The 15705-nt window shown below is 42.1% G+C and carries 1 protein-coding gene (only partly in view); it reads left to right on the top strand.

The features are described 5' to 3' along the window. A protein-coding gene (locus FNT16_RS19355) for an Ig-like domain-containing protein (RefSeq protein WP_342779179.1) crosses the window boundary here: on the top strand, nucleotides 1–15705 show its 3' end. It extends 21459 nt beyond the left edge of the window; the window shows 15705 of its 37164 coding nt (coding positions 21460–37164); its start codon lies beyond the left edge, outside the window; it ends in the stop codon at nucleotides 15703–15705.

The raw sequence follows: 15705 nt of genomic DNA, 5'->3' as shown, positions 1-15705 counted from the left end.
ATCAGAATCAACCAAAGTTGGTATCACGCAGATTTGCATCATCAAGGTCTAGGAAATGCTTATGCTCAAGTTCAGCATTTAAACGGCAGTATCCCGCTTGATGGTCAAGGTAATAAGCCCGATACCTATCAACAACCTGTCGAAATCCAAGCTTTCTTTGGCTATACCGGGGTTAAAGTTATTGAAGATAGCTTTACTTTATACAAAGACAAAACGCCACCAACGATTAGTCTAATCTCGCCGCAGGATGGTGATAGGATCCCGCTTAATGAAGAAACTGAACTACTATTCCAAACTTTTGATAAGTACGGCATAGATAAAGTCGAAGTCTCATTCGATGCAGGAGCTACCTATATTGAAAGTGACTTTGTTAATTCACATTCTCTTGAGCCGACTTCTACTGATCCTGTTTCGGTATTTGCCCGAGCTATTGATACCAACGGCAATATTAGTTCAGTTGAGCAGGTTACATTACAGCCATTTGATGCTGCCCTCGGCGAGCCAGAAGTAAGGCTAATTCATCCAGCTAATGGCTCTGTATGGCGTGAAAAACAGCCATTAGAAATCGAAGTGCTGTTGCGTAATCTCGACAATGCCCAGCTTAATATTTTGGTAGGCGGCGATCCGGATCACGTCAACAATCAAACCATTAACCTCGAACGCACTGCAGATTTACCGGAGCGCTTTAAGCAAGGCATCCAATTACCAGCGACTGGGCAAGATCTTGTCTTGTTGCTAGAGCTTTCGCATCAAGGCCTAATCGACCGCAAGTTTATTAATGTTCTGGCCGATGACAGCGTTGAGCAACAAGTTGAGTTAGTCACTTCACCTTCAAGTCAGGTTTTACAAGGCACTAGTGTTTTAGTTGCAGCCAAGTTGCCTGAGGATATGCCAGACTTTGCAGAAGATTCAGAGCTTAAGGTTATAGATGGTGAAAACAGTGTTGAATCCACTCGAAAACTGGATGGCAAGTCATGGGTTTACAGCACAAATTACGATAGTGGTAGTCTGACGATTGAAAGCCGCTTGCGTGATGTGTCTGGTAACGAAAAACTGCAATCTACATCAATCGAGAAATTAGCGTTCTTAGACGAACAACAGCATATCGAACTGCAAATAGACGATAAGTTGCAAGTAATTGATTTCCTTGCAGCAATACCGGGTCAGCAACAATTTGTGGCTGGTATCAATCAATTGCAGGGCGGATTGCAAATTCGCTTAGGTGCAACCAGCTTAATTGAGCAAAACCAAGGTTCTGTTCTGCAATTGGCGGTTAATGGTCAAGGCATATGGGCGGTTATCGACGAAAACGGTAATCAAGATTTATTACGTTGGGATCTAAACGGTTCTGCGATAAGCCAGCAACGTTTATTCGGCGATGTTAAGTTAATCTCGGACAACTATGTAGTTGTGCAATTGGCCGACAAACTACAAGTTTGGATGGTCGATAGCAATGCGTTAGTTCCGCTTAAGCTGATGACTTTAGATAGTCAGTTAGTTGACTTAGTCGAACTAGCTGATGATCTTTGGTTACTCACTGAATTCAGCTTACAACGAATTGGTACTGATTTAAGTTCACTGGAAGCCCAAGTCGTAGCAACTTGGGAAGCCAAGCCGGGTGCGTATAAGCTAGCCATTAATGAAACGCAAATAGAGCAGTGGACTAAGTCAGCTGTTTATCCATTTGTAGTCAGCAGCGCTGATTTAATTGAGCTTGATGTAATAGCGACAGACCATGAATTATTATCCGTCGACCGTTTAGCTGATGTTGAAGCTAAGCAAATCGTCTCCGCTGACTATGGCGCTTTATGGCGTTTATCAAATAGCAATCAAACACTTGGTTACTTGCAAGGTATTGAAAAACTCAGTGCCAATAGTCAGTTTGCTTGGTTTACCGATGGTCAAAGCATTTGGCGTCAACAATGGTCGGCTCGTTCATTGGATGTCCCAGTTATCACAACTGAGGAATTACCTCATTATCTGCAGATAGAGGTGTCTGATCCGCAAGCGCAAGTTTGGTTTGAAGATAATAATGGCCAATTACTACCAAGCAAAAAGCAAAGAGTGGCAGACAAAGTTGTTTATCTGGTTGCTCGTAGCCATTTTGCCCATGGTGTGATCGTAAAAGTGCAACAGCGAGGCGGCGCTATCGTTGAACAGACGTTGAGCTTAAATGACAGCCCATATGCTAATGTACTAACGCAACAGCCAACCGATAAACATTATGCTAGCGACGCCTTGTTACCTAGCAAAGTTGAGTTATCGAATGATGCTCGAATCAATAGTTATCAGGTAAGTCATTCTGGATTAAACCAAGCTTTTGTCAGCCAAGGTGGTGATCTGGCCGGTTGGATTAGGTTGTCAAATCAGGCCAATCAAACCACAGAAATCGAGCTAAACGGAGGAGATTATAGCGCGGCAATAACAACTGCGGCAATCGAACCCGAGCAAGGTCAGATCAAGTTACTTGCACCAGCCAATAACAGTCGCTTTACAGAAGGTGATTGGCTCGATGCGCAATTCCAAGTTAACGGCTATGACACAAATGAATTCGCCTTTGTTGAAGTCGCGTTATTAGATTTCAATCGCAATGTTGTGAGTAATTGGGTGGTAAACCAACAACTAGGTAGCGTTTCATTCCGTCTTTCGGCTGTGTCAGAAAGCGATGCTTATTATTTGCGCACTCGCGCATACCGATTAGATGATTATGCCTTTGTTGAAGATGAAGTGGGTATTCGCGTATTACCACAGCAAAGCAAAATTGCTTATCAAGTGAATGGAATTCCAGGCAGTATATTTGTTGATTCAAATCTTAATATTGAAGTCCAAGAGATAGGTTCTCAACAAATTAAGAGCGCCGATATTCAAGTATTTGCTGCCGATGGAACCCTAATCGCTAGCGACTTATTCCGTTTGAAAATGCAAGTGCCGAGTACTGACAAACTTACGGTTGAGATAAACTTAGATGACGGTCTAGGCAACGTTGAGCAATATCGTGCAGATATTTTGGTGTTGTCGCCATGGACGTTACAAGAAGCGAAGAGTAACACCGATTTCAGCGTGCTGCTAGATGCTAGTGATGACGTCTACTTCTTTAGAGAAGCAGAGCTAGTTAATCAAGATGGTGATGTTCTGCATAGCTTTGATGCGGATGTTACTGCGGTTACCTTCTTGCATGACAGATTATTGGTTGCCCTACAGGGGATTGGTCTGCGCTTTTTTGAGATTGTTGCCAATCAAAACACTAACCGCAAAGGGTTAAGGTTCTTGGGTGAACACAAGGTTGATGAGCAAATCAATCAGATCGCCCATTATGGTGAAACCGTTTTAGCCTACACCCAAGGTGGCTCGATACTGAATTACAAAGTTTCGGGTAATGCTTTGGTGTTTGATAGTGTTAAAGCATACAGCGCTTTGATTGCTTTAAGCGCTATTGAAGATGGCTTTAACTTGGTATTACAAAATCAAGTTGTCAAATTGAATAGCCAAGGCCAAAGAGTTTCTTCACACAATCTCAATAATTTAGCAGCTAGCATAGAGCTTGATACTGGTTTATGGTTAATAGACAAACGTGGTCATTTGCTCAATTTAAACAATGGCCGTCTGAGCTCACACGATCTCAATGTTAATGCACATGGCTTGTTAAGTTACAGCCATTACTTAATTGCATTAGATAAAATTAATAACCAATTAACCGTTATTGATATTGATAATCCGCGTAACCCACGCGTGGTATCTGTGAATGAAGCGGTACTAGGTGACCGGTTAACTCAAGGAAAAATTATCGCTGGTCGCTTGTACTTGCCTACAGCAACAGATCTGGATTTAGATATATCTGCTCGCTTACCAAATAGTCTGTATCGTACAGCTCAAGTTAAAGGCAATGCGGTGGATGTCGCCATGCATCAAGGCCGCGTGCTAACCGCGTTTGAAGCTTATGGCGCGGTATTGCAAACTGAGTTGCCATTTAGCAGTAGTCAAACTGTATTACCGGGTGAATATGCTGGCATAGTGAGTAAAACCTCGGTGCAGCCAACACAATACTTGTCTTACTACAATCAAGCAAATGATACGTTAACCTTACTTGCTGAAAATCAGTCGCTAGATAAGCAAGTGCTAAACCATTATCAAGCAAGGTTTTATAACGATATCGATCTTTATTGGTTGGATAACAAGATCAAGTTTAAGCAAGCTAGTGTCCAAAGTGAAATTGAACTAGACGCAGGTGAACAACTGGCGCAAGTTTATCAATGGCGTGACAAATATGTAGCAGTTAGTCGCCACAAGGTTTATCTGATCTCAACGGGTGAATTGCCGATAGATGAGTTCAATTTACAGATTAATTTGCTGTTTGCATCTGATGAACCAATAGAGCAATTAACCCTAGCCAATGATTATTTAGTGATGGCTGTTGCCAACAATTTAATTCGCTACGACTTAAATCAAAATACCAGCTCATCAATAGCTTACACAGATCAGCTAATTGATCTTCAGTACGCTCAGGGCAGTATTTGGTTTAGCACACTTAATGACCTTAACCGGGTAGAGTTAGACAGCTGGGCGGTTTCAGAAAAGCTATACACTGCAACCGCTCCGATCAAAGGTTTGTCGGTTGATAATAGTCATGTTGCTTTAGCCCTTGGTTTGCAAGGTACTGAAATGGTCTCTATTCCACACGCTAGCTTAAGCGCAAGTTCCGCACTAGCTGTGCCAGTTGATGTGCAAAATTTACAACCGGGTGAATGGATTAAACTGGGTGTGGCATCACCAGAAAATATTCAATCGGTTAGTTATTTTATTAACGAACAGCTGGTGGCGAGATCAAATAGCTATCCGTTTACAGTGAATGTGCAACTGCCTGCCGAGTTAAAGAATGGTAGATGGTTTGACATTAAAGCGCAGTTTAGCAATTTACATGGCGAAGCCAATCAAACGTCTGTTGTGCGAGGCTATCTACGAGGTGATGCATTGCCAGCCAACGACTTTAGCGTTGACTTACAAATGGCAGCACTAAGTTACATGCCAAAGCCGCATCATATGCAGGCGTTTGTTTACAACAGCGCAGAAGCGATTAAACAAGTCGAGTTCTATATTGCCAGCGATGCTAATGGCCCTTATGAACTGATGCGCAAGCACTATGGCCCTGAATATATAGTGACTAAAGCAGTTGAACCGAATGATCCTAATACTTGGGTTAAAGTGCGAGCTGTTGATATTTATGGTAATTATGCTGAATCATCACCGCAGAAATTTACCCGCGTTAATGACTTATTCCCGCCGCAATTGTCTATACAGCCACAAAATCAAGTGCTGTTGGGCTCCACTGCGACAATGTCTGTCTTGCCAGAGAGTGGTGAGTTGAGTTTGCAATTCAGTGTGCAAGACGACCGCAGTGATATCGAACTCGCCTTATTAAAACGCGATGGTGTATTGGTATGGGCAGGGTTTACTTCTGGGGTTTATCAATATTCAGATACAGATCTCGTTGCAGGCCAAGACTATTTGTATGAGCTAACTGCCGTGGATAATGCCACTCAGAAACAAGCACTTAGCCACACAGTAAGAGTTGTGGAAGACAAAGCACCGACAATTAGTGATGTGCAAATACCAAGTGAAATTTTGGAAAGCTCGGGCTTTAACTTAGAGTTTAATGCAACCGATGATGTTGCACTGAAACAAGTTAAAGTTAGTTGGCCAAATTACGAAGTTGTTCGAGACATTCAAGGAGCTCAACAGCAAAGCGTTAGTATAGCTTTGGCTGATATTCGTGGTCCGCAGCAGCGACTAAAAATTGCTATGCCTCGTACCGCGGTAATTGAAGTTACTGACAGCTTTGGTCAGGTTACTCGCAGTGAACACGTTGTTACTGTTAAACCTGATTTGGCGCCTGACGCTTCTTTAGTCACCGTAATTATGGAACCTTATGCCGTATACAAAAGTAATATTAGCTATCAACTTATTGGCCTTGAATCGGCTGATGACGGTGGTTTAGAGCAATTAAGGGTTGATTTAGTTAATCTAGATACTGAGCAACGATTGTCTGTCTGTACTAATAGTGTGCTGCAAAACTGTCAGCAAATTAAATATCATAAAGGGGCTATTTCATCTCCTGATAAACCAGTTGCTCACAATAGTCATCGCTATCAGTTTGAACTAACCGATGGTTTGCAACAATCAGATAGGACCTCAGAGCAGATCGTTAATTTTACCCATAGACCAAACCTATTGCGCTTTGTGAGCACTGAACAACCAGGCGTTAATTTATCGGCGCTTTTAGCTGGTATTGGTGGGGCATTCCAAGTTGAAGTATTAGACTCAGCTTCTTCTGCGATACCACTTCAAAATATCGAATGGAAATTAATAGGCGGACAAGATGAGTTGAATTTAGGCTCCTCGACAACTGACGGGACTGGTATTGCCTCATTGCATTGGGATGCCAATGGTTTAAGCGCGGGCACATATCAAATTGAAGCATCTTTGCAAGATTGGCCTGCAATCCCAACCACATTATTTAGTATCGATGTGTTACCGGGCGCGCCACAAAAAGTCAGAATAGAGCACATTGCTGATACTGTAGCAGGAGAATCTTTCTCTATTAGAGCTAGCTTATTAGATGCTGCGAACAACTTGGTCTACACCGAGAATGATTTGAGATTGACGTTTGCTACCAATCACGGTGATTTTGTTATTCCGTTTGCTGAGCACGTTAACTTTGTCATGATTGGTGATTATCCAGCAGCAGACTTGGCATTTACCGCAGGTTTAGGTGAGTTACAAGTGCAAGCAACGACGTTGGCGGGTAATTACCAATTAACGGTTGTTGACCAGCAGGGACAACTCTTCCCGGTTGAGTATTTTATTGGATCTCAAGATACTCAAGCGACAGACGTGTCATACCTGCCTATTAATGTTCAAGCTTCGTCGGCCAATGGCTTTACTATAAAGCAAATAGCCCAAACCAACTCAGCACAAGGTCGAGAAAACGTGTTAGAAGTAGGTGAAAGTGCTCAAGTTGAAATTCAACTAGTTGATGAATTTGGCAACGCTGTTTCAAAAATCAGAGATGACAGTTTGCAAGGTGATACGTGGCAAGATGCAAACTTTAATCTTGAGATTGCAGCCAGTGAGTTTGGTCTAATTGATGGCTCTGCCGACAGTGCATCGATATCGCTGCAATCCGGCCAAGCATTAGTCAATATTGAAGCGCAGCAGCCGGCCGAGATAGAGATTGGTATAAATAGTCAGGATAGTGATTTAACTCTTGATTTAAATGCGACGCAAGTTTTAGCTTTCTCGAAAACTCTGCCAGCGATTTATACAGCAAGTTTTGTGGAACAGCTTGATAGTTTGGCGTTGCCATTAGACATTGAGTTTAACGAAGCTATTGAGCTAGCTTTTGGTGACGAATACTTAATGGTGTTGGATGAAGCCTCACAGCTAGTTTCTGGCAGTATAGAGCAAGTTTCTGATACCGTATTAAGATTTATTCCAGAGCAAGACTTGCAGCTTAATCAGTGTTTCACGGTTGATACGCAATCAAGTGTGCTTATCGGTGTTGCTGAGCGAGATCCAGTTTTACCGCAAGTATTTAGTGCCTGTACACCGCAAATCGGGTTATCAACACCACAAACTCGTTATGTGTTGGAGAACAACCAAGTTAGCTTGCCAGTCGTTTACGGCACTGGTATTCAGGCATCAGAGCTAGTGAACGGTCAAATATCAATTAACTCTGACATTCAGCCGTTGTATTTTGAAACGCCGCAATTTACAGTTCCAGATGCAACCAGCTTGGGTTGGCAAGATGGCCAAACGATCGAAATCAGTATTAGCGCTAATCGTTTTGAGCAAAGTGTCAGTGTTGCAAATCGTTTAAGTTATCAAATCTTAACGGCAACGGGTGACTATGATAACGACGGTCTAAACAATGCGTTAGAACTTACTTTAGGTTTACAACCTTACTCTGGTGATAGTGATGGCAACGACATTACTGATGGCCAACAAGATAGTGATAACGATGGTTTATCAAATATTGACGAAGTTAACTATGGCACTCAGCTAAATGTTGCCGACACCGATGGTGATGGAATCAGTGATGGTGACGAAGTTAATCGAGATGGCACAGATCCACTAAGCCAAGATACTGACAATGACGGCCTGTCCGATTTGGCGGAGATTGAATTTGGCTCAAATCCGTTAGATGAAAACAGCCGAGCATTAGATATCAGCGCCATCACGGAAATCAGCTTAGCTCAAACTCAGTTTGATTATGATAAGAGCGCGGACACCGGCAATATTGTCTTAACAGTACATGCCACTATTAGCATTAATGGTCAGGAATTCATCATTGATGTTAGCGATGTTGGTTTTTATCCATTAGCTTTCAACAGTGCAGACCACACCGTAGCAGAGCCAGTGATTGGTGGTTTTAATCCTGTTGGTGAAGGTAGTACCACTTTAACAGTGTCGTTGGGTGAGCATCAGGCAAACGCATCTTTAAATGTATTGGATGCGGTTTATCTGGGTGAAAACGCAGTATGGGAAAACTTACAACAAGATTACTTGCGTAAAGTTCGCGTTGGCAACTTAACGGTTCGTGGCACAAACCAAGTATCAATAACTGGTAACTTGTTGGTCGAAGGTGATCTAATTGTTGAAGAAGGCGCTAGCCTCGCGCTTATCGTTGACGATGTAACAGTGCAAGGTGATGTGAGCCTAGCTAATGCCAGCTCGGTTCAATTCTTATCTAGTGCGTTACCGCAAAACTCAGCAAGTGAAACGAAGTTACCGTTTGACTTGGTATACAGTGGAACAGATATTGAAGTGACAGGCTCGCTGCAATTAGCGGGTTCAATCCGTGCTGCTGCATTAAATGTAATTGGCGATATTGATGTAACTGGCGAAGGAGCATTGGAAGCTTACAGCATTGTCGCCAACGCAATGGCACTTAACAATGCCTCTCTGGCTGTTAAGGTAAGAGATGAAATTTCCATTACCAACAACTTGTCGTTATCCACCAGTACCATCACGCACCATAACGATAGTGATGTTAAGCCATATGCAACACAGTGGCGAATAGCTGGCGATTTAATTGCTACGGATAGTTCCATTTCTGCCAAGCATGATGCTGAGATAGATATTGCCGCAATGGCAAATTGCTTTGGCGCTAGCGCAGGCTTGGGCTCACTAGGTGAAGATAAGTGTGTAATCAGCCATTATTTAGATACGCAGAGTTTAGGTTTAGGTGCGTCACGCAATGGCAATACCGTAGTAACCGGTGGTGCTATTCAAATTGAAGCTGCCAATGTTCAAGTTTCAGGTACGCAGACGTTTATAGATGTTTCGCCAGTTGGCGGTGCAGCTGGAGCATTTGGTTTAAATACCCAGTCTATAGATGTATCTGGCTTTAGTGGTGTTCTGGTTAATGCTAGTGGCGCTGAGCGTCATATTATTCAAGCGAGCGAGCTGGCTTATGCTAATTCAGGTGGTCGAGTTGTCATAAATACTGGCAGTGTAATTGGTGATATTGATTGGACACACCAGATTAATACCCAGGCTGGGTCGTTGACCATTCCAGCGCAATTGCTCTCATTATTCGCCGATTGTGAAGATCAAGATTGCTATCAAACACAAGGATTCGTAGAGCTTAGTCCAGCGGCTAGTGGAACGTTAGCGTTGACGATAAATAATGATTCCTCTCTGATTGCACGAGGCAATGAAAGCTTTGTAGCACAAGGTTTAAGTTTAGCTAATCACACAGTATTGCCAACTCAAATGCAGACAGTCGGTTATCATTTGGTTGATGATACAACAGTAGATGAAAGCAGCTTAGTTATTGACGTAAGTGGAACACCTTGGTTAAACAGCTTAGGTGACGTGTTATCTCTAACGGGAGTAGAAGTAGAGTTAAATACTGGTACTAGTACAGAGGTAGTCGCCGTCCAACACAATACTGAGTCGCAGCTGATAACTAATATCCCTGCTTCTATCAATATCACAGACATCGTCAGTATTCGTGGTATTCATCGCTTTACTCAAATCGAGCTTGGCCATAGTTATTGGCATTTCGGTCAAGACAAACTGCAAGTGTTAGATGTTGTTGGTAGTCAACTACATAGCTCACAAAATGGTAGTTTAGATTATAAGTCTAGAATTCAAGTCGCTAATGTTTCTGAAGCACTGGCTTTACGCGTCTTGACCCATGGTGGCCGAATTAAAGTGGAGCAGGAACTTAACTTTATCGGGCGTGAATACCTTCGTCCTAAAGAAGTTGACAGCGAAACAGATGAAGTCAGAGTGATCGACATTCCGCCTGTTGAAATCGTTGCAAGTCAGATTAATTTTGATGGTGACTTGTTACTCAATGATATTTTATCTTGGGGCTTAGCGGCAAATAGGATTAACGTTAATGGTAATTTAGCTTTACAAAACCAAGCTACTTTCACCTTGCCCAGAACTGAGGTTCAGGGCAACGTCCCGTATGCTTTGAACCTTAACGTAACAGGTGATATTACTATCGCCGGTCCTGAATTAGCGGATGGTCATTTGAGCTTGGTTGCGCGTGGTTACTTACCGCAAGCAGATGAGTTTACTCAGTCGGTGTTTGGCTTAACGCAAGCTAATGAGGCTGGCGCAGGTGCTATTATTGGCTCGGATTTTGGTTCTGATTTGAATTCTGGTTACGGCAATTTAGTTCAAGGCTTGTTGCCTATAGTTGCGCCTGACAATATGCTTGGTGCTGGTCAAGCAACCATCACGGCTAACCGAGCGTTAGTTAATCAAGATATTAATTTAAGCGGCCAGTCTCACGATTACGCAGTGAAACAATCACCAAGTGCCGGTAGTTTGGTCTTAAACCTTCAGCAAGTTGACATTTTTGCCTTAATTGATGCTCGTGCCGGTACAGCCAATAAAACGAACGCAAAAGTAGGTTTACCTGGCAAGGTGATTATCAATTCCGCAAACACGAACATTACTGGCTACCAACTTAACCAAGCCATCAATGACAGTGCTGCTGTATCAAGCTTAATTAAGCTTAATAGCAATTCAGAATCAGGAATAGAAGCTTATTTTGGTAATCCACAGACAGCCATGAGCTGTAGCCAATCTCAAGGTTGTCAGGTGAATACTATTAAGCTACCAAGCTTTGGTCAGCTTGTCGCTAACAACGTAGTGTATCTAGGTGGTCAACGATGGCAAATAGAGGTTAATGCAGATTGGTCGGTTTCACCTAGTGTGTTTGCTCAACACCAAATTGCTTTTGATTTAAACAATGTTGCCAATAGCCTTGCGCGTATATCAGAGGTAGAGGCGTTAGGCAATAACCAATATAGAGTTACGTTAGACACCGAAATTGATTTAACTGCTATTGATCAACAACCTGTTATTGGTGTTTATCAATTTAGTAGCCTTAATTTGGCGGCAAATGTTGAATTGGATTTTGGTGATGACTACCTATTATTGACTGAAAACAGTACATTGAATCTGGCTAACAACAGCCTAGTAAAAGTGAAAGAAACCTCTGTTGACGCAATTGAGAAATTAGCAGCGAGCGATGCTGGTATATATCAACCACAAATTAATTTAGACAGTTTACCTGACATAGCGGGTGAAGACAGTTATCGCTTTAGTGCTGAAGATATAACTTTATCGGTAGGCAGCTTAGCCGCAGAAAATAAAGGTTATCAGTTTAATGCGAGCAACAATATTGATTTGGCCGACTTAAGTGTACAAAACAATGCCAATGTTAATTTAATCGCGCAAAATAAAGTCAGTTTCTCTGGTGATTTAACACTAGGGTCGGGTTCTTGGACTTATCTATATTCAGAACAGCCATTGGTTATTCAAGGCGATTTAACGCTTGATAGCGGTTCATTTCTTCGAATTGAATCTCATGGCGGAATTCAAGTTCTCGGTGATATCAACATCGCTTCCGAAGCCAAGTTAAGCCTAGCTGGTGGTGTACCGGGTTTGGTATTAAATGTTGCTGGTAATGTTGTTATTGATGGTGAGATAAAAGCCATTAGTCATCAGTTTGATTTTTCACCGGGTGAGAACTGTCACGCAGGTCAAGCAAGTGAAATAACTGATGCTAATAACCAAAATGAGGACGCAAACATTGATTGCCAATTCGGTTATTTCCGTAAACCAGCTTATCCAGCGCAAGGGCATGGCGATGGCGGTTACCTGAAACTAATCGCTAATCAAGTTATATTGAACGGTGTTATCAATGCCGCTAATCAAGGCGATGCGAGTTACGTTGGCGGCAGTGTTGTTATTGAAGCTGACAGTTTTGCAGGCAGCTACCAAGGTATTATTAATGTTTCAGGCTCAGATGGTGTTGGTGCGGGACGAATTGCAATTCAAGCTTCCATCAATACTTTCCTCGGGGAATATCAAACTTATCGTAATGGTAATTGGAATGGCGCTGGTGTCGGCACATTGTTCTTACAAACATCGGAAGAGGACAAAGGTCATTTAATTATAAATGGCGGTGTTACTGAGGTGAGTTATATTGGCTCAGCCAAGCGGTACTCAACCTCTATACGCAATGTTGGTGATGGGCAAATTGGCTGTGTTAGGGCGTTAGGTCAAGGTCTGTATCAAATCACTCCTGAAGGCTATTGTGCCGAGAGTTGGCCTACAGTGACAGGTAGTTCAATTGCTGGGCAGTTGCATTATCAAACCATAGAGTTGGCTAATGACGCGACTAATATTAGTATCAATTCTGTACCGCTGGGAGGAGCAACACCTAAGGTTGCGATTTATTCAGGTGTGATCACAGATATCACTGGCTTAACTCCTGAATATGAAAATACCACCATGACTCATAGGCATTGTGGACATGATACGACGGAAAATTTTTCTGAAGTTTACCTACCAGCGGGTCAGTATACTGTGGTTGTGTCGGATATTGACGACTGTGCTTTGCCACAAGTCGACTATCACATTGCTTTTAACCAACCAAATACGCTTTGGCATGACTCAGAGTTAAACCCTATGCAAAGTTTGCTTGGGCGTTTTGTTGATATAGCTGAAGATAATCAAGCTGAGTTAGAAATTGTTGCTAATGATAACTTTAGCTTTACCGTTGCCAGCAGTGAAGATTTAACGGCTATTTCTGGGCAGTACCAAGGTGTGATCCCACTGAGAGCCTTGTCAGTGGTTGGCGGTGCTGCTGTCGATTTTGGTACAGATAAACTGATAGTTGAAGATGTTAGCGCTTCAGATTTTGGTTCATATTACGACGGTAGGTCAGCCATAAGGGCTGCCTTAAGTGGTCAAACATTGTTTGATAAGCTCAACGATGCTCAAATAGATTTTGAGATTACTGGGCCACTTATTCTTAGCGATCAAAGCTTTATGGAAGATTGGCGAACCATTAATGCAAAAAGCATCGTGATTAACGGCAGCTTGACGCTAGACGGTTCTTCTAATGTAACGTTGAAAGCTGAATCATTAGAGGTAACAGGTAACTTGGCGGTGGAAAATAATTCGACGCTTAGGTTGGACATTCTAGGTTCAATTTCAGTTTCAGGTGATCTTCAGTTAGTCAATGGTGGTAAAATTACTGGTATTAAACCAGCTCGCTATTTCGATGAAACCCAGAACCAACTTATCGAAGTTATACCACAAAGCCCCTATCTTAATCTGAATGTTAACGGCGATGTTTTCATTAGTGAAGACTCGACAATTGATATGAGCGGTGTTTCGACGTACAGAAGAATCGATGCTTGTCATGCAAGTTATGATGATGGCGGTGAGCCAAGTTGTACATATGGTGATTATCGACTAGCAAATACACCGGGTTCTATCGATGTAACTACCAATAGAACAGATTATTATGGTGGTGGTGTTATAAGCATTAATGCCAATACAGTTACGCATAATGGGGTAATGCGAACAGAAGGTGAAGGCGATAGTAACGATGTTTCAAGCGGGTCTATCAATATAAACTCGCCTTCAATAACCTTGGGAGAAAATAGTGATTTCGTTATCGGTAGCTGGAGTCGTGGAGGAAGGCTTGCGCTACTAGGTGAGGTTGATGGGCTAAATTCTGATCACATAAATAGCGCCGTTACCGTATATATTGAGGAACCATCCAAGTTGAATGGTCAACTCTATGTTTCACACGGACATGTGGCTTTAGTTGAGCCAGGTAAACATCCAATCAAGTGTGTTACATCTTTAGAACTCAATAAATGGCGTTTGAGTGTTAACGATTGTGGAAGCTATGGTAACCAGCCTTGGCTATCTAATTCTGATTTCGGCAATGGCTATAAAGATTTAAGAGGTTACTCAATTAAAATTGATAATATGCAATCGAGCTACGAAATTTTGGACAACGATGCGAATAGTCTGGTCATTGAAACAACAGATGATATTCTCCAATACGAAGGGAACAGTATGGTGGGTGTACTATCATATGATAGCCTAATTCTAAAAAGTGCTAATGTTGACTTTGGCGACAATGTTGTAAACACAGGTTTACTTGACACAGGTAACAGCACATTAACGGCAAGCTCCATTCATGTTGCGACAGATGTTGTACTTAGAGATGATTCGGAACTATCTTTATCTGATTCATTAAATGTAGCTAATAATTTAACTATTAATGGTGAGGTTTATGCTGTTAACGAGTTAGATGTCAATGTTGTAGGTGCGTTCACAATCACTCAGGGCGCCTCTTTGGTCGTTAGTACGAGAACTGACCAGCCCCATAACATATGTCACGCTTCCGCACCTTATGGTAGCTCTGAAGCACAAATCAATGAGTGTACATATGGAAGCTATTTAAACCCTAATACTATGGGCGAAGGATGGAGCGGAGGCGGTGTGGTAAATATTTCTGCTGGAGTTGTTTCGTTGCAGGGTGATATTTATGCGGGCTCAGATTGGGAGGGTTATTATGGCCCTGGTACAGGAGGGTCAATAAATATAAGTGCTAACGATTTGAGTATGGGCGGATCTGCTTGGATTGATGTCGATGGGTCTAGCGAATTCGGTGAAGTTGAATTCGGTGAAGTTGAATTCGATGAAGTTGATTCCGGTGAAGCTGATTTAGGTTTGTATTCTAGTGGCCGCATAAAAATTAACGCTAATTTTGATCCGATAATATTAAGCAACGGTTCACTTTTCGCCACATATGGCACCATTCTAGCTTATAATCCAATTAGTGGTAATCAATCGCTAATTGTTGAAGGCGAGGATGGTGATACTCCGTCAATAACGTATATAAGAAGCCCAGGAAAGCACCAAATAAAATGCATAGAACAATTATCTACTAATTTATGGTCGTTAGGTATAAATGACTGTGGTTTCAATACGCAAGTTCTATGGTATGCTAGCGATCAAGACCCAAATCGTGATTTATCAGGTCGATTTGTGGCTTTGGATAATACTGATGTAGATAACAGTGTCTATCAAATTCATTCAAACAGGCAAGATTCTATTCTAATTGAAACTAACCAAGATTTATCTATATATCAGGGTAAAACTTTACAAGGTTATGTTGAATTAGATGATTTAGTTATTCGGGCTGCTGGCTTTGTTCACTTTGGTGAAAACATAGTAGAGGTTAAAAACTCAGTATCCTGTAGCAATGGTAGCCACCTAATAGTTTCGGATGAATCAGTGGAACTAATCACTGCTTTACAGGCGTTGAACCCAGCATGTCGGGTAACTGAATTACCTGCGGCTGCACCTTAA

This window comes from Catenovulum sediminis (assembly GCF_007289895.1).
GTDB classification, from domain to species: Bacteria; Pseudomonadota; Gammaproteobacteria; order Enterobacterales; family Alteromonadaceae; genus Catenovulum; species Catenovulum sediminis.
Note: the sequence above shows the minus strand (reverse complement) of the source record. Positions and strands in the feature narration are given on the sequence as shown.